This window comes from Streptomyces sp. NBC_00102 (genome assembly GCF_026343115.1).
Classification (GTDB): domain Bacteria; phylum Actinomycetota; class Actinomycetes; order Streptomycetales; family Streptomycetaceae; genus Streptomyces.
On record NZ_JAPEMC010000001.1, the window covers coordinates 1017855 to 1032923 of the forward strand.

Annotated in this window: 13 protein-coding genes; 5 read left to right on the forward strand and 8 right to left on the reverse strand. The window is 71.4% G+C overall.

Annotation, left to right across the window (positions count from 1 at the left end; genetic code table 11):
* Positions 1 to 4: 4 nt before the first annotated feature.
* The 5 genes from OHA55_RS04600 to OHA55_RS04620 all read right to left on the reverse strand — a co-directional run bounded on the left by OHA55_RS04600 (position 5) and on the right by OHA55_RS04620 (position 6594).
* Positions 5 to 517, reverse strand: coding sequence for a DinB family protein (locus OHA55_RS04600; RefSeq protein WP_266703025.1), 513 nt, complete (start codon positions 515 to 517; stop codon positions 5 to 7).
* Between the two features lie 164 nt (positions 518 to 681).
* Positions 682 to 1887, reverse strand: a complete 1206-nt coding sequence (locus OHA55_RS04605) for an MFS transporter (RefSeq protein WP_266703027.1) — start codon at positions 1885 to 1887, stop codon at positions 682 to 684.
* Positions 1888 to 1997: 110 nt separating this feature from the next.
* Positions 1998 to 2477, reverse strand: a complete 480-nt coding sequence (locus tag OHA55_RS04610) for an Rrf2 family transcriptional regulator (protein WP_266703029.1) — start codon at positions 2475 to 2477, stop codon at positions 1998 to 2000.
* Positions 2478 to 2676: 199 nt separating this feature from the next.
* Positions 2677 to 4173: an arabinogalactan endo-1,4-beta-galactosidase gene (locus tag OHA55_RS04615; RefSeq protein ID WP_266710417.1), complete on the reverse strand. Its 1497-nt coding sequence runs from the start codon at positions 4171 to 4173 to the stop codon at positions 2677 to 2679.
* Between the two features lie 387 nt (positions 4174 to 4560).
* A complete protein-coding gene (locus OHA55_RS04620) occupies positions 4561 to 6594 on the reverse strand; it encodes a beta-galactosidase (RefSeq protein ID WP_266703031.1) in 2034 nt (677 codons plus the stop codon).
* 320 nt (positions 6595 to 6914) lie between these two features.
* Here OHA55_RS04620 and OHA55_RS04625 point away from each other — a divergent pair, with 320 nt between their 5' ends.
* From OHA55_RS04625 to OHA55_RS04640, 4 genes are read left to right on the forward strand one after another with little or no spacing between them, the layout of a single operon-like run.
* A complete protein-coding gene (locus OHA55_RS04625) occupies positions 6915 to 8234 on the forward strand; it encodes an ABC transporter substrate-binding protein (RefSeq protein WP_266703033.1) in 1320 nt (439 codons plus the stop codon).
* Entirely contained in the window at positions 8231 to 9157 is a 927-nt protein-coding gene (locus OHA55_RS04630; protein WP_266703035.1) for a carbohydrate ABC transporter permease, read from the forward strand. Before OHA55_RS04625 ends, OHA55_RS04630 begins: the two co-directional genes overlap by 4 nt.
* Positions 9154 to 10038 carry a carbohydrate ABC transporter permease gene (locus OHA55_RS04635; RefSeq protein ID WP_266703037.1) on the forward strand — a complete coding sequence of 295 codons (885 nt, stop codon included), beginning with the start codon at positions 9154 to 9156 and terminating at the stop codon, positions 10036 to 10038. Before OHA55_RS04630 ends, OHA55_RS04635 begins: the two co-directional genes overlap by 4 nt.
* Before the next feature lie 60 nt (positions 10039 to 10098).
* Positions 10099 to 11151 (forward strand): LacI family DNA-binding transcriptional regulator, encoded by a 1053-nt coding sequence (locus OHA55_RS04640; protein ID WP_266703039.1) that lies wholly within the window; start codon positions 10099 to 10101, stop codon positions 11149 to 11151.
* A gap of 18 nt (positions 11152 to 11169) precedes the next feature.
* Here the strand turns inward: OHA55_RS04640 and OHA55_RS04645 are convergent, their stop codons facing one another.
* From OHA55_RS04645 to OHA55_RS04655, 3 genes are all read right to left on the reverse strand, one after another.
* Positions 11170 to 12324, reverse strand: coding sequence for an aminotransferase class V-fold PLP-dependent enzyme (locus OHA55_RS04645; RefSeq protein WP_266703041.1), 1155 nt, complete (start codon positions 12322 to 12324; stop codon positions 11170 to 11172).
* 135 nt (positions 12325 to 12459) lie between these two features.
* On the reverse strand, positions 12460 to 12948 hold the full coding sequence (locus OHA55_RS04650) for a hypothetical protein (RefSeq protein ID WP_266703043.1): 489 nt from the start codon (positions 12946 to 12948) through the stop codon (positions 12460 to 12462).
* 482 nt (positions 12949 to 13430) lie between these two features.
* Positions 13431 to 14162 carry a DsbA family oxidoreductase gene (locus OHA55_RS04655; RefSeq protein WP_266703045.1) on the reverse strand — a complete coding sequence of 244 codons (732 nt, stop codon included), beginning with the start codon at positions 14160 to 14162 and terminating at the stop codon, positions 13431 to 13433.
* A 213-nt stretch (positions 14163 to 14375) separates the two neighbouring features.
* On the opposite strand from OHA55_RS04655, the gene OHA55_RS04660 reads away from it, so the two are divergent.
* Positions 14376 to 15059 carry a 2-phosphosulfolactate phosphatase gene (locus OHA55_RS04660; protein WP_266703047.1) on the forward strand — a complete coding sequence of 228 codons (684 nt, stop codon included), beginning with the start codon at positions 14376 to 14378 and terminating at the stop codon, positions 15057 to 15059.
* Positions 15060 to 15069 lie beyond the last annotated feature (10 nt).

The window sequence follows — 15069 nt, forward strand, 5'->3', positions numbered from 1 at the left end:
GGCGCTAAACGCCGGTGGCGCCATCGATGCGTTCCCGGACCAGGTCGGCGTGGCCGTTGTGGCGGGCGTATTCCTCGATCATGTGGACGTAGATCCAGCGGAGGTTGACGTCCTGCTCCATGAAGCGGCCCGTATCGGTCAGAGCATGGTCGGCGCAGTGCTCGCGGGCGCGAGCGATCTCCGCGTGCCAGGTGGCGAGGGCGTCACTCAGGGCGGCGCCCGCAGCAAGGTCGAAGCCGCCGTCGGGGCCGTCCCGGTCGGCCTGCGGGTCGTAGATGGGCGGGGCCTGTTCTCCGGCGAGCACGCGGCGGAACCAGTTCCGCTCCACCTCAGCCATGTGCTGGACCAGGCCGGTCAACGTGAAGCCGGACGGCGGCACGGACGCGACGGCGGCCTGCTCATCGTCCAGACCCTCGCACTTCATCACCAGTGTGGTGCGGTGAAAGTCGAGCCAGCTTTCAAGCGTCGTGCGCTCGTCGGCGTTCAGGGGTGGCATAGGGCGATCGATGGCGCTCATCGGTCGATTATCGCCAGCGGCTGAAGCCGTCGACAGGCGGGGCCTCACTACAGGGCGAACGTTGCCTGATGCGGCACTAGCGGGCGACGGGGGTACGGCGTCGGCGTTCGCGCGGGCCGCACCCTGCGGAGTGCGCCAGCCCGTGCGGGCGGGGCTGTCGCGGGTCAGCCCTTGCGGGCTGCCGCGCGTGCGGTGAGCCGGAGGAAGAGCAGGGCCGCGGCCGCCAGTGCGGCCCCGAGGCCGTAGACGGTGGTCGCTCCGTGCGGGAGGGTGATGCCTCCGAGCACGGTGCCCAGGCCGATGCCCAGGTAGATGCCGGAGGAGTTGAGGGAGACGACCAGCGGGGCTTCCTGGGGGGCGGCCTCGATGAGGCGGTGCTGTTGCGCGGGCGTCTGGCACCAGCTGGCGGCGCCCCAGAGGAGGACCAGCACGCCGACCAGGAGCACCAGGGAGACATGGGTGGCCGCGAGCCAGGTCAGCAGGCCGAGTGCGAGCACCATGCCGATGTAGCCGAAGGTCAGGACCCGGACCGAGCCCCAGCGGTCGGTGGCGTAGCCGGATGCCAGGTTGCCGAGTACGGCGCCCAGCCCGTACAGGAAGAGCATCCACAGATCCGCGCTGTCGGGGACCCGGACCGCGCGCAGAACCGGCACGCTGTAGGCGTAGGCGGTGTAGGCGGCTGCCATGCCGAACACGGTGAGCGGCAGCACGGCGAGGACGGCGGGCCTGCGCAGTACGGCGAGCCGGGTGCGCAGCGGGACTCGCGGGTTGCCCGGCAGGGCGGGCATCATCAGGCGTACCCCGAGGGCGATGAGCGCGCAGAGTGCGGCCACGATGCCCAACGCGGAGCGCCAGCCCAGCCAGTGGCCGGCGAGGTTGCCGAGCGGCACCCCGAGCGCGGTGGCGACGGTCAGGCCGCCGATCACCACGGCCAGTGCCCGCGCCCGGTATTCGGGGCGTACGAGCGCGGCGCTCACCGCGCCGGCGCTGGGCGTGTAGGCCGCCGCGCCCGCCGCCGCGAGGACCCGGCTGATGATCAGTACGGCCAGGTTGGGTGCGAGTGCCGAGCACAGGTTGGCCAGACCGAGTGTGATCAGTGCGCCGACCAGCAGTGCGCGGCGGGGCAGGCGCGCGGTCGCCGTGGCGAGCACGGGCGAGAGTAAGGCGTAGGCGGCCGCGAACACCGTGACGGACTGGCCGGCGGCCTCCGTCGAAACGTACAGGTCCTCGGCCATGGAGGGCAGGAAGCCGGCGACGACGAAGGCGTCGGTGCCGACGGCGAAGGTGCCCAGCGCCAGCACCAGGGTCGGCATCAGGCCGCCCTGCCCGGGCTGGGTGGTCTGGCCGTCGGGCTTTCGCCGGCCGGACATTATCGAGACATCTGACATCCAGGTTCTCCTCACTCGTAGGCGCTCGGTCCACCAGCGTTCGATCCATCAGGGCGTTGTCCACCCGCACGCGCACCACAGGTGCGTTGCGCTCAGCGGCCGGTGCGCTCGTAGTGACGCCGTGCCCGTTCGGCGGCGGAGGCCGGCGCCGAAGCCATCAGGTCCGCCACCGTCTGCGCGGCGAGCTCCCTGCGCCAGGCCAGTTCGGCCCTGCGCATCGCACCGGCGATGCCGCAGGGCTGCTGGAACTCGCGGGCCGGTGCACCCTCGCCCGCCCCCCGCTGCCGGATCTCGGTGCACTGGAAGACGTCGTCCCGACCGTCGACGGCGGCGACGACGTCCATGAGCGTGATCCGCTCGGGCGGCCTGGCCAGCCGGAAGCCACCCCGGGCACCCGGGGTGGACGTCAGGATTCCCGCCCGGTCCAGCGCCTGCAACTGCTTGTTCAGGTAGGCCGGCGGCAGTTCGAACCAGGCCGCGAGCTTGGCCGACGACACCGCCTCGGCGTCCCCGAGCCAGGCCAGCGTCAGGCAGCAGTGCAGCCCCCACTCGACTCCCGCACTCATTCGCATAACCTGGACTCTACACATCCAGGTTCAGGCTTCGCGCACACTCGACGGAACACGTAGGCCTCCCACGGGCCGCCCCGCGCCCGCCAGTTGACCGACCATCACCCATGAGTCGACGTCCGTCGAAGGACCGCAGGACGCGGCCCCGCCGTTCCTCCGGAGCCGGAGGAACGGCGGGGCCGCGTCGCGTGACGGGGGTGGTCTACCGGTGCGCGTACCAGCTCGCCGCCGGGAGCAGTTTCTCGTTGTAGTCGAAGAGGGCCTGGTTCTCCCAGGCGTTGCCGGAGGAGGGGTCGGCCGGGTCCCAGCCGCTGCCGGTGACGGCGGTCCAGCCGGGCTCCCAGTAGACGGCGCCGAGGCCCCGGCCGCCGGGGACGGCTTCGACGACGTTCAGGACGTCACGGAAGTTGGCGGCCTGGCCCGCCGGGGTGGCGGGGTAGCCGGTGACGAGCTGGTCGGCGGTGGCGATGTTGTTCTCCAGGCCGTCCTTGTCGGCGAGGGTGTGGGCGTAGGCGGTCTCGGCGACCAGGACCGGCTTGCCGTAGCGGGAGGCGGCGTCGTCCAGGTTGGTCTGGAGGTCGGAGAGGGCGCCGTGCCAGTAGCCGTAGTACGAGAGGGCGATGACGTCGAAGGGCACGCCGTACGCGACGGCGTTGTCGAACCACCAGCGGGTGCCCGCGTTGTCGCCGCCCTTGGCGAGGTGCAGGGCGACCTTCGTGCCGGAGGAGACGGCCTTGGCGGCGTTGGCGCCGGAGGTGAGGAGTCCGGCGAGCTGGGACCAGTTGTCGGTGGAGCCCTCGGGCCAGAGCATTCCGGCGTTGATCTCGTTGCCGATCTGGACCATGTCGGCGGTGGTGCCCTGCGCCTTGAGGGCGTTGAGCACGTCGTAGGTGTGGTTGTAGACGTCGGTCTTCAGCTGGGTGTAGCCGTGACCGGCCCAGGCGGCGGGCTTGTTCTGCTTGCCGGGGTCGGCCCAGGCGTCGGAGTAGTGGAAGTCGACCAGGACCTTCATGCCGAGTGCCTTCGCGCGCTTGGCCATCGCGAGGACGTGGGCCTTGTCGTTGTAGCCGTCGGCGGGGTTCACCCACACCTTGAGGCGTACGTAGTTCATTCCGGCGGAGTTCAGCAGGGCGAGGGCATCGCCCGCGGTGCCACTCGCGTTGCGGTAGACGGCGCCGTGGGCCTCGTTCTTCGGGAGGGTGGAGAGGTCGCCGCCCTTGACGCTGAGGCCGGTGGTGCCGGAGGCGAAGGTGATGTCGTCGAAGTTGGCCCACTCCCCCGCGTGCGCGTCGGAGTTGAGGCTGATGGTGCAGGCGCCGCCGGTGACCTTGACGGAGGTGACCAGGCGTATCCAGGCGCCGTTGGCGGTGGGCGGCAGGTCGGTGCGCTGTTCGGCGGAACCGCAGTTGCGCAGGGCGATGTAGGCGGAGTTCTGGCCGCCGCTGGAGCGGACCCAGGCGCTGAGGGTGTACGTGCCGTTGGCCAGCCCGGAGAGGTACTGGTACGTCTCCACCTTGTAGGCGGAGGCCGACCAGTGGCTGAGCCGGGTGGAGCCCGCGTGGCCGCCGGCCTCGGTGAAGGAGGCGGCACTCTGGCCGCCGGCGGAGTACGTGGTCCAGCCGGTGGCGCCCGATTCGAAGCCGGCGTTGGTGACGGTGGTCGCCGCGTGGGCCGCCTGGGCGGGGAGCCCGGCGAGCATCAGCCCGCCGAGAGCGGTCAGTGCGGCGGCGGCCCGGCGTCCGCCGCGCGGGGTGCGGCGAACCGCTCCTGGTAGCGCTCTGGTGCCGTACAGCGCTCTGGCGAGCAGCTTCTTTCCGTACATCGTCGATGTCCCTTCGACCGTTGCGCGGGATACGGGTGTGGTGCGGGGGGGTACGCGGTGCCGGTGGTACGTGGTGCGGATGGTGCCGGTGGTACGTGGTGCTGGTGGTGCTGGTGGTGCTGGTCGTACGTGGTGCTGGTCGTACGTGGTGCTGGTGGTGCTGGTGGTGCTGGTCGTACGTGGTGCTGGTCGTACGTGGTGCTGGTGGTGCTGGTGGTGCTGGTCGTACGTGGTGCTGGTCGTACGTGGTGCTGGTGGTGCGCCTCAGGCGTCGAGCCGTACGACGCGGACCGCGCCCGCCGGGAGGGCGAGGTGTCCGGAAGCGGGCTCGCCGGTGAGGAGTTCGGTGCCGGGGGTGTCCAGCGGGATCTTGGTGTCGGCCCCGGTGTGGTTGATGACGAAGAGGTAGCTGCCGGTCTCCCCGGTGCGGCGGACCACCTCCACGTCGCGCGGGAGCGAGGTGCGCGGGGCGATGCCGGCGTCCGCGCAGGCGCGGTCCAGCACGGCGTCGAGGTCGGGGCCGGAGAGCCGGGTGGAGACGTACCAGGCGGTGCCGTCGCCGAGGCGGTTGCGGGTGACGGCGGGGCGTCCGGCGGCGACTCCGTCGGCGTAGGACCAGGCGGTCTCGGCGCCGCGCGGGACGACCACGTCCGACCAGAGGTCGCCGGTGAGTCCGGGGCCTTCGGGGGCGCCCTCAGGGGTGATGAGGCGGACGGTGTCGCCCTCGCCGAGCGGGGAGAACTCCTCGACGGTCAGGCCGAGGACGTCCCGCAGCACGCCGGGGTAGGCGCCGGGGTGGACGTTGTCGTCGGCGTCCACGATGCCGGAGAAGTACGAGACGACGAGGGTGCCGCCGCCCTCGACGTACCGCCGCAGGTTCTGCCCCGCCTGCTCGGTGGCGAGGTAGAGGGCGGGGACGACGACCAGCGGGTAGGCCGAGAGGTCGGCCTCGGGGTGGGCGAAGTCCACGGTGAGGTGGCGGTCGTAGAGCGAGAGGTAGTAGGCGTCGGCGCGCTCGCGGGCGTCGTGGTCCTGGCTCGGGCGCCAGTCCAGGGACTGGGCCCACCAGGACTGCCAGTCCCAGACCATCGCGGCGTCGGCGACCGTGCGGGTGCCCCGGACACCGTCGAGGAGGCCGAGGTCGGCGCCGAGGCGGGTGACCTCGCGCCAGATCCGGGTGTCGGTGCCACCGTGCGGGAGCATCGCCGAGTGGAACTTCTCGGCACCGCCGCGGGACTGGCGCCACTGGAAGAACATCGCGCCGTCCGAGCCGCGGGCGACGTGGGCGAGGCTGTTGCGGGCCATCTCACCGGGGCGCTTGGCGGGGTTGCGGGGCTGCCAGTTGACGCCACTGGTGGAGTGTTCGAGGAGCAGCCAGGGGGCGCCGCCGGCGACGGAGCGGGTGAGGTCGGCGGCCATGGCGAGGTTGACGTGGGTGCGTCGGCCGTCGGTGATGAGGTAGTGGTCGTTGGTGACGAGGTCGACCTCGCGGCCCCAGGCCCAGTAGTCGATGGAGTCGCACTGGCTGAGCGCGGTCATGAAGTTGGTGGTGACGGGGATGCCGGGGGCGAGGCGGTGCAGGATGTCGCGTTCGGCGGTGAAGTTCTCCCGCAGGGCGGCGTCGGCGAAGCGGCGGTAGTCCAGCTGCTGGGAGGGGTTGCCGACGGTGGGGGTGGCGCGCGGCGGGTCGATCTCGTCGAGGGTGCGGTAGTGCTGGCCCCAGAAGGCGGTGCCCCAGGCCTTGTTGACGGCGTCGACCGATCCGTGGCGGGCGGTGAGCCAGCGGCGGAAGTGGGCGGCGCAGTTGTCGCAGTAGCAGGCGGAGACGGGGACGCCGTACTCGTTGTGGACGTGCCAGAGGGCGAGGGCGGGGTGGCCGGCGTAGCGGCGGCCGATCTCCTCGGTGATGCGGGCGGCGGCGGCCCGGTAGTCGGGGTTGCTGTAGCAGATGGCGCCGCGTGAGCCGAAGGCGTACCTGACCCCGTCGCGGTTGACCGGGAGCGCCTCGGGGTGGGCGCGGTAGAACCAGGCGGGCGGGACCACGGTCGGGGTGCCGAGGTCGACGCGGATGCCGCCCTCGTGGAGCAGGTCGATCACGCGGTCGAGCCAGCCGAAGTCGTAGACGCCGGGCTCGGGTTCGAGCAGGGCCCAGGAGAAGATCCCGACGCTGACCATGGTCACGCCGGCCTCGCGCATGAGCCGCACGTCCTCGGGCCAGATCTCCTCCGGCCACTGCTCCGGGTTGTAGTCGCCGCCGAAGGCGAGCCGGTCCAGACCTCGGGGAGCGGTGTGGGACATGGGGGTCTCCTGGCGTTCTCGGCGGTGACGGCGGTCGCCCGCCGCCGGGGCACGGCGGCGGCCCGCCACCGGGCGGTACGGATGCACGTCGACCGGTCGGGTCATCCGGCGGCACCGCCACCCTGCGACGACGTCCTCCGGAGCCCTTCTGTGCACGCCGCTGGGATGAAACTGGGAACGTGCACACAACCGGTCGGTGGTGTGGGGCCAAGATAACCGCACAGTTACAACCATTGACAAGTGTCGGTTCCGTTTCTCTACTGTGAACGCTCACAGCGCAAGAACCGCGCTGCACCCTCGGTTCTCGTCAGGGGAAAACCATGAAGCACCGCAACGTCGCGTTGTCCACGGCCGTCGTCCTCGCCGCCTCCGCCCTCCTCACCGGCTGCGGTTCGTCGGACGACGGGAAGGGCGACGCGCCCGCCGCCGCCGGTCCCGCCCAGCTCACCTACTGGTCCTGGGCGCCCGGCCTCGACAAGGTCGCGGACATCTGGAACAAGGGCGAAGGCAAGAAGGAGGGCATCACCGTCACGGTGAAGAAGCAGGCGTCGGGCGACGACCTGGTCACCAAGATCATCACTGCGGCCAAGGCGCACAAGGCCCCCGACCTGGTGCAGGCGGAGTACCAGGCGCTGCCGACGCTGGTCTCCAACGACGTCCTCGCGGACATCTCGAAGGAGGCGGGCGACGCCAAGAGCGCCTTCGCGGACGGGATATGGCAGCAGGCGACGCTGGGGACGGACGCCCTGTACGCGCTGCCGCAGGACTCGGGCCCGCTGATGTTCTACTACCGCCAGGACCTGTTCGAGAAGTACGGGCTGACCGTCCCGACCACCTGGGACGAGTTCGCCGAGACGGCCCGCGCGCTGAAGAAGAAGTCGCCGGACACCGACCTGACGACGTTCTCCTCGAACGACTCCGGGCTCTTCGCGGGCCTCGCCCAGCAGGCCGGCGCGAAGTGGTGGACGGCCTCCGGCGAATCCTGGAAGGTCGCGATCGACGACGCGGCCACGCAGAAGGTGGCCGACTTCTGGGGCGGCCTGGTGAAGGAGGGGGCGATCGACAACCAGCCGATGTACACCCCGGCCTGGAACAAGGCGCTCGACACCGGCAAGCAGATCGCCTGGGTCAGCGCGGTCTGGGCTCCCGGCACCCTGACCACGGCCGCGCCCGACACGGCGGGCAAGTGGGCCATGGCCCCGCTCCCCCAGTGGACGGCGGGCGAGAACGTCACCGGCAGCTGGGGCGGCTCCTCCACCGCCGTCACCAACGACTCGAAGAACAAGGGCGCGGCGGCGAAGTTCGCGAAGTGGCTGAACACCGACCCGGCCGCGCTCGCCGCGCTGGTGAAGGAGTCGGGCATCTACCCCGCCGCGACCGCCGCGCAGACCGGGGGCGCGCTCGCCCAGGCACCGGCGTACTTCTCCAACCAGCCCGACTTCTACACCAAGGCCGCCGCGATCGCGAAGGGCACCGCGCCCGCCGCCTGGGGCCCGAACGTCAACGTGGCGTACACCGCCTTCAAGGACGGGTTCGCCAAGGCCGCCAAGGACAAGTCGGACTTCGGTACGGCGCTGACCGGGATGCAGGACGCCACGGTCGCCGACCTGAAGAAGCAGGGCTTCGGAGTCTCCGAGTGACACGCGCACGCCGCAGTGGGTCGTACGGGGTCAAGAGCGCCCCGTACGCCTTCCTGATCCCCGCCACCCTGCTCTTCCTGCTCTTCTTCGCCCTGCCCATCGGTTACGCGTTCTACCTCAGCTTCCGCCGCACCGAGGTCAAGGGCCTCGGCCTCGGCAAGGGTGCCCGCGACGAGGTCTGGGCCGGCCTCGCCAACTACACGGACGCCCTCTCCGACTCCGAGCTGCTGCACGGCGCGCTGCGCATCCTGGGGTACGGGCTGATCGTGGTGCCCGTGATGCTGGGCCTCGCGCTGCTGTTCGCGCTGCTGCTGGACACCGAGCGGGTCCGGCTGCGCGGTTTCACCCGGCTGGCGATCTTCCTGCCGTACGCCATCCCGGGGGTGGTGTCCGCGATGATGTGGGGGTTCCTCTACCTGCCCGACGTCAGCCCGTTCTTCTGGGTGCTGGACCACCTCGGGCTGCCGCAGCCGGACCTGCTGGACGGCGGGCCGCTCTATGCCTCGCTCGCCAACATCGCGGTCTGGGGCGGCACCGGCTTCAACATGATCGTCATCTACACCGCGCTGCGGGCGATCCCCGCCGAGGTCTTCGAGGCGGCCCGGCTGGACGGCTGTTCGCAGTGGCAGACCGCCCTGCGGATCAAGATCCCGATGGTGGCGCCCTCGCTGGTGCTGACGTTCTTCTTCTCCATCATCGCCACCCTCCAGGTGTTCAGCGAGCCCACCACGCTCAAGCCGCTCACCAACTCCCTCTCCACCACCTGGAGTCCGCTGATGAAGGTCTATCAGGACGCCTTCGTCAACAACGACATCTACGCGGCGGCGGCCCAGGCGGTCATCATCGCCGCGGTCACCCTCGCCCTCTCCTTCGGCTTCCTCCGGGCCGCCAACTCCCGTACCAAGCAGGGTGATGCACGATGAGTACGCAGACCCTCCCGATTCCGGCCCCGGCTTCCCGGGCCGCCCGTGCCCCGCGCCGCTTCGCCGCGATACCCACGGCGGCACTGCTGCTGGGCGCCGTCTACTGCCTGCTGCCGGTGCTCTGGGTGGTGGTGGCGTCGACCAAGTCGGGCAGCGAGCTCTTCTCGACCTTCACCTTCCTGCCCGGTTCGGGGTTCACCGACAACGTCGCCGACCTCTCCGCGTACCGGGACGGCGTCTATTGGAAGTGGATGGGCAACTCGGCCCTGTACGCCGGGGTGGGGGCCCTGCTCTCCACGGCGGTGTCGGCGGTCTCCGGGTACGCCCTGGCCGTCTACCGTTTCCGGGGCCGGGAGTCGATCTTCAACATCCTGCTCGCCGGGGTGCTGATGCCGCCGGTGATCCTGGCGGTCCCGCAGTACCTGCTGCTCGCGAAGGCCGACCTCACGGACTCGTACCTCTCGGTGCTGCTGCCCGTGATCCTCTCCCCGTACGGCGTCTACCTCGCCCGGATCTACGCGACGGCCGCCGTGCCGCCCGACGTGATCGAGGCGGGCCGGATGGACGGCGGCGGCGAGTGGCGGATCTTCCGCACCATCGCGCTGCCGATGATGCTGCCGGGGCTGGTGACGGTGTTCCTGTTCCAGTTCGTCGCGGTCTGGAACAACTTCCTGCTGCCCTACATCATGCTGAGCGACGACGAGAAGTTCCCGGTCACCCTCGGGCTCTTCACCCTGCTCCAGCAGGGCGCGAACACGCCGGCCCTCTATACGCTGGTGATCACCGGTGCGCTGCTGGCGATCCTGCCCCTGATCGCGCTCTTCCTGGTCGTCCAGCGGTTCTGGAGTCTCGACCTGCTCTCGGGCGCCGTAAAGTCCTGACCATGGCTCCCCGAGGCTGTCCCGGGGGGCTTCGATCCCGATGACGAGAGAACACGCACCATGAGCCGCACTGAACCTCCCCCGCTCTCCGGGCAGCCCGGAAGGGGACGCCGCCGGCCGCCGACGATCCACGACGTGGCCCGCGAGGCGGGGGTGTCGCGCGGAACCGTCTCCCGGGTGCTGAACGGCGGCCACAACGTCAGCCCGGCCGCCCTCGAAGCGGTCAACTCGGCGATCCGCAAGACCGGTTACACGGTCAACCGGCACGCCCGCTCACTGATCACCGGCCGCTCCGACTCGGTGGCGTTCCTGCTGACGGAACCCCAGGAGCGGTTCTTCGAGGACCCCAACTTCAATGTGCTGCTGCGGGGTTGCACGAGCGCGCTGGCCGCGCACGACGTACCGCTGCTGCTGATGATCGCGGGTACGGAGGCCGAGCGGCGCCGGAACATGCGGTACATCGCCGGCCACGTGGACGGCGTCCTGCTGGTCTCCAGCCACTCCGGAGACCCGGTGGTCGCCCAGCTCCACGAGGCAGGCGTACCGGTGGTGACCTGCGGCAAGCCCCTCGGGCAGGGCTCGAAGGTCAGCTATGTCGCGGCCGACGACCGGGACGGTGCCCGGGACATGGTGCGCTACCTCTACGAGTCGGGGCGCCGGCGGATCGGTACGGTCAGCGGCCCCCTGGACACCCCGGGCGGCGTGGAGCGGCTGGCCGGGTACCGCGAGATGCTGGCCGAGTGCGGTCTGCCGGTCGACGAGGACCTGGTCGTCCCGGGCGACTACAGCCGGGCCGGCGGGGAGGCCGCGGGGACCCTGCTGCTGGAGCGCGCCCCCGGCCTGGACGCGGTCTTCGTCGCCTCCGACCTGATGGCGCAGGGCGTGCTGACCTCGCTGGAGCGGGCCGGGCGGCGAGTGCCCGAGGACATCGCGGTCGGCGGCTTCGACGACTCCCCGGCCGCGCTGGACTCCCGCCCGGCGCTGACCACGATCCGCCAGCCCTGGGACCGGATCAGCGCCGAGATGGTCCGGGTACTGCTGGCCCAGATCGGCGGCGAGGACCCGGCGGCGGTGATCCTCCCCACCGAGCTGGTGCGGCGGGAGTCGGCGTAGGGGCGCCCTGGCCGGTGCTCACCGCCGGCCGAGCACGTCGAGCGCCCGGTCCACGTCCGCCTCGGTGTTGTAGAGGTGGAAGGCGGCCCGCAGATTGCCCGCGCGGTCGGAGACGCTGACACCGGCCCGGCTCAACTCCGCCTGGCGCTTGCCGAGTCCGGGGGCGGCGACGATCGCCGACTCCCCCGGCACGGTGGAGTGCCCGAGGCGCGCCAGCCCCTCGCGGAAGCGGGCGGCGAGCCCGGTGGCGTGCGCGTACAGCGCGTCGGCCCCGATCTCCGCCAGCAGGGCGAGCGAACGCTCGGCCCCGTAGTAGGAGAGGAAGGCGGGCGCCGAGTCGAACCGCCGCGCGGAGAGCGCGAGTCGGTCGATCGGGCCGTAGGTGCCGTTCTCCGTGTCCTCGGCCGCGACCCACCCCACGTAGATCGGCTTCAGCGACTCCTGAGCCTCCTCGGTCACCGTGAGGAACGAGGCGCCGCGCGGGCAGAGCAGGAACTTGAAGCCGCCGGTCACCGTGTAGTCGAACTGTCCGGCGTCCACGGCCAGCCAGCCCGCCGACTGCGTCGTGTCCAGCAGCACCCGGGCCCCGTACGCACCGGCGGCGGCCCGTACGGCGGCGAGATCGGCGACCCGGCCGTCCGAGGACTGCACGGCGGAGAGGGCGACCAGTGCGGTGGTGGGCCGCACCGCCCCGGCCAGCTCCGCGAGCGGGGCGTACGACACCCGCAGATCCCTCCGGTGCGCGAAGGGGGCGACCACCGAGCTGAACTCGCCCTCCGGACAGAGCACTTCGGCGTAGGCGGGCAGTGAGGCCGCGATCAGCCCGACGTGCACCGCGACCGAGGTCCCGACGGCGACCCGGTCGGCTGCGACTCCGGCCAGCCGGGCGAACCCGGCCCGCGCACCGTCCACCACCTCGAAGTCCCCGGTCCCCACGGGCCCTCCCTCGGCGTTGGCCCGGGCCAGCTCGGTGACGGCGGCGACGGTGCGCCGGGGCAGCAGGCCCGCGAAAGCGGTGTTGAGGTAGGTGGTGGTGGGAGCGAACTCGGCGGCCGCGGCGCGTTCCAACGAGGTGGCCCCGCCCGGTCCGGTGGTCTCGCCCGGTCCGGTGGCCCCGCCCGGTCCGGTGGTCTCGCTCGGTCGGGTGGTCTCGCTCAGCGGCGTGGTCTCCATGCGTCCACCCTGGAACGCCGGCCCCACCGCGTCAATGAGGCGTGGGCGCGGCTCGCCGGGGCGGCGGTCGGCCGGGCGAACCGCTCGGGGCGGACGGGTCGCTTCGGGCCGGCCCGTGCCTCTGCCGCGCTCGGGTCACGTCCGGCAGTCGTACTGTTCGGTGAGGCTGTCGATGCCCTCCGTGATGATGGTGCGGCTCTTGGCGATGAGGGCCGCCGTGTCCCAGTCCTCCCTGGCCACGACGCCCGGAGCGATCTTCAGGGTCACCCTGACGTGGGGGGCGGCCGTGCGCAGGGGGCCGGTGCAGGAGTCGGGGAGCTGGACTTCGCTCTGGCGCGGCCCGATCCAGCCGGAAAGCCCGCCTCCGACCGGGGTGGCGTCCTTGGCCGGGTCGTCGGGGGTGTCGACCGGCCGCACGTCGAGGGTGTACTGGGTGCGGTCCGACGCGGACTTCTCGTCGTGACGGTTCACGAAGCAGGTGGTCCGGAAGAGCGGGTCCGAGGACTTCGCCCCGGATCTGCTCGCGTCGTACTCGTCGGCGGTAAGCCCGCCTCCCTTGCCGTCGTCCAGAAGGCCCGCGGTCTTCTCCGTGAGCATGCCCAGACAGAGTCGGCTCGCGCGCATGTCCTTCATCCGGCTGGGCCACAGCTTGCGGCGGCCACGCAGGCCGCGGCGACCACCAGCACGAGAGGCAGGACCAGATGTTTCCGGTTCATCAGTACCGCTCGCCCTCTTCATGTCGGTACATCGGGCGTTCGCCGTTGCCATAGTGGGCGATCAAGAGCCCTGAGCCACTCGAACCTCTGACAGACCATCGACCCTGCACACGGCAGAGGGGGCGGCGGCAGGTTCGCACCTTTGACTACGGGACCCTGACGCGTCTCGGTGCGACGACACGGACGTCAACGGCGTCCGCGAACCGTAATGTTCCACGAAGGGAGCGTCGGCCAACGGGACTCGGCGGGAGCCGGCCGGGACCTTCACCGATTCCGGCCGATCCACCGTGCGGCAGGGAGCACGCATCCCCTCCGCCGACCGGCCGGGTCCGGTGAGCGGAGGGAAGTGCGAGCCGCGTCCGGCCCCGGCTCGCCCGATGCGGCGGGCCGTCAGGCGGTGGCCACGCCCGGCTGCGGGACCTCGCAGGCGCCGTCGGCGTCGCAGGCGGCCGCGTCGTCGCCGAGCGGAGTGAGCGCGGTCACCTCGCGGTCCTTCCACGCCTGCTCCAGCGCCTGGGCGAACACCTCGGAGGGCTGGCCGCCGGAGATGCCGTACCGCCGGTCGAGGACGAAGAACGGGACGGCGTTGGCGCCGAGTTCGGACGCCTCGCGCTCGTCGGTGCGTACGTCGTCGGCGTACGCGGTCGGGTCGGCGAGCACCGCACGGGCTTCGGCCTCGTCGAGACCGGCCTCGACGGCCAGCTCGACCAGCACCGCGTCGTCGTAGACGGAGCGCTCCTCGGCGAAGTTGGCCCGGTAGGCGAGGGTCAGCAGCTCGTCCTGGAGCCCGCGCGCCTTGGCCAGGTGGAGCAGCCGGTGGATGTCGAAGGTGCTGCCGTGGTCGCGGCCCTCGCTGCGGTACCCGAGCCCCTCGGCCTGCGCGTTCGCGGCGACGTTGCCCTCCATCGCGACGACCTCCTCGCGGGTGCGGCCGTACTTCTGCGCGAGCATGTCGACGACCAGCTCGATGTCGCCCTTGGCGCGTCCCGGGTCCAGCTCGAAGGAGCGGTGCACCACCTCGACCTGATCGCGGTGGGCGAACCCCGCCAGCCCCTTCTCGAAGCGGGCCTTCCCGATGTAGCACCAGGGGCAGGCGATGTCCGACCAGATCTCGACGCGCATGTCCTACTTGTCTCCAGCTCTCCCATGACGGGCTCGGTGGCGCGCGGAGAACTCTCCGCACCAGGCGGAACAACACCGACGCTCCCGCCCGGATTCCCTTCGGGCACCGCGTCGGCCCGGTGGGCGGCCTTCCGGATCCTCGTCTCTCGTCCCGCGTGTGATGCGCACCACTTTCCGGGCAACAGGACCCGGGCTCCCACGATCATGACCGGCATGGACAGCTCATTCCTCGGAATCGATGATCTGACGGACACCCCGCCCGTGGCGGTCGTGGTCGACGTGATGCGTGCCTTCACGGTGGCAGCGTGGGCCTTCGCCCGGGGAGCGGAGAAGATCGTGCTCTCCGGGTCTCTGGAGGAATCCCTGGCGCTCAAGGCCCGCCACCCGGAGTGGGTGGCGCTGAAGGACGGCCCGCCCGCGCCCGGGTTCGACGCCGTCAACTCGCCGGGCCTGCTGCGCTCGGTCGACCTCGGCGGACGGACGGTGGTGCAGAAGACCACGGCGGGCACGGTCGGCGCTCTCGCGGTGAAGGACGCTCCGCTGGTGCTGTGCGCGAGCTTCGTGGTGGCGGAGGCGACGGCCGAGGTCCTGCGGATCAGCGGGACCGACAGGGTCACGTTCGTGGTCACCGGCGAGGGCGGTAAGGCCGACGAGGATCTGGCGTGCGCGCAGTACATCGCGGGGCGGGCCGCCGGGGCCGGGACGGACGCTGCCGGGTTCCTCCGCCGCGGGGACGAGTCGCTCGCCGCCACCGAGCTGAGGGAAGGGGTGCGCGAGGGAGTCCACCCCGACGATGTGGAGCTCTGCCTCGAACTCGACCGCTTCCCCTTCGCCATGGTGGCGGCGCTGGAGGACTCGCTCATGGTCCTGCGCCCGCACCCGGCACCTGGGGTCTGAGCCCGGGGCG

Bases quoted from the DNA above. Each gene is read 5' to 3' on its own strand.
- OHA55_RS04600 (WP_266703025.1), bottom strand. From the start codon at position 517: ATGAGCGCCATCGATCGCCCTATGCCACCCCTGAACGCCGACGAGCGC.
- OHA55_RS04605 (WP_266703027.1), bottom strand. From the start codon at position 1,887: ATGTCCGGCCGGCGAAAGCCCGACGGCCAGACCACCCAGCCCGGGCAG.
- OHA55_RS04610 (WP_266703029.1), bottom strand. From the start codon at position 2,477: ATGCGAATGAGTGCGGGAGTCGAGTGGGGGCTGCACTGCTGCCTGACG.
- OHA55_RS04615 (WP_266710417.1), bottom strand. From the start codon at position 4,173: ATGCTCGCCGGGCTCCCCGCCCAGGCGGCCCACGCGGCGACCACCGTC.
- OHA55_RS04620 (WP_266703031.1), bottom strand. From the start codon at position 6,594: ATGTCCCACACCGCTCCCCGAGGTCTGGACCGGCTCGCCTTCGGCGGC.
- OHA55_RS04625 (WP_266703033.1), top strand. From the start codon at position 6,915: ATGAAGCACCGCAACGTCGCGTTGTCCACGGCCGTCGTCCTCGCCGCC.
- OHA55_RS04635 (WP_266703037.1), top strand. From the start codon at position 9,154: ATGAGTACGCAGACCCTCCCGATTCCGGCCCCGGCTTCCCGGGCCGCC.
- OHA55_RS04640 (WP_266703039.1), top strand. From the start codon at position 10,099: ATGAGCCGCACTGAACCTCCCCCGCTCTCCGGGCAGCCCGGAAGGGGA.
- OHA55_RS04645 (WP_266703041.1), bottom strand. From the start codon at position 12,324: ATGGAGACCACGCCGCTGAGCGAGACCACCCGACCGAGCGAGACCACC.
- OHA55_RS04650 (WP_266703043.1), bottom strand. From the start codon at position 12,948: ATGCGCGCGAGCCGACTCTGTCTGGGCATGCTCACGGAGAAGACCGCG.
- OHA55_RS04655 (WP_266703045.1), bottom strand. From the start codon at position 14,162: ATGCGCGTCGAGATCTGGTCGGACATCGCCTGCCCCTGGTGCTACATC.
- OHA55_RS04660 (WP_266703047.1), top strand. From the start codon at position 14,376: ATGGACAGCTCATTCCTCGGAATCGATGATCTGACGGACACCCCGCCC.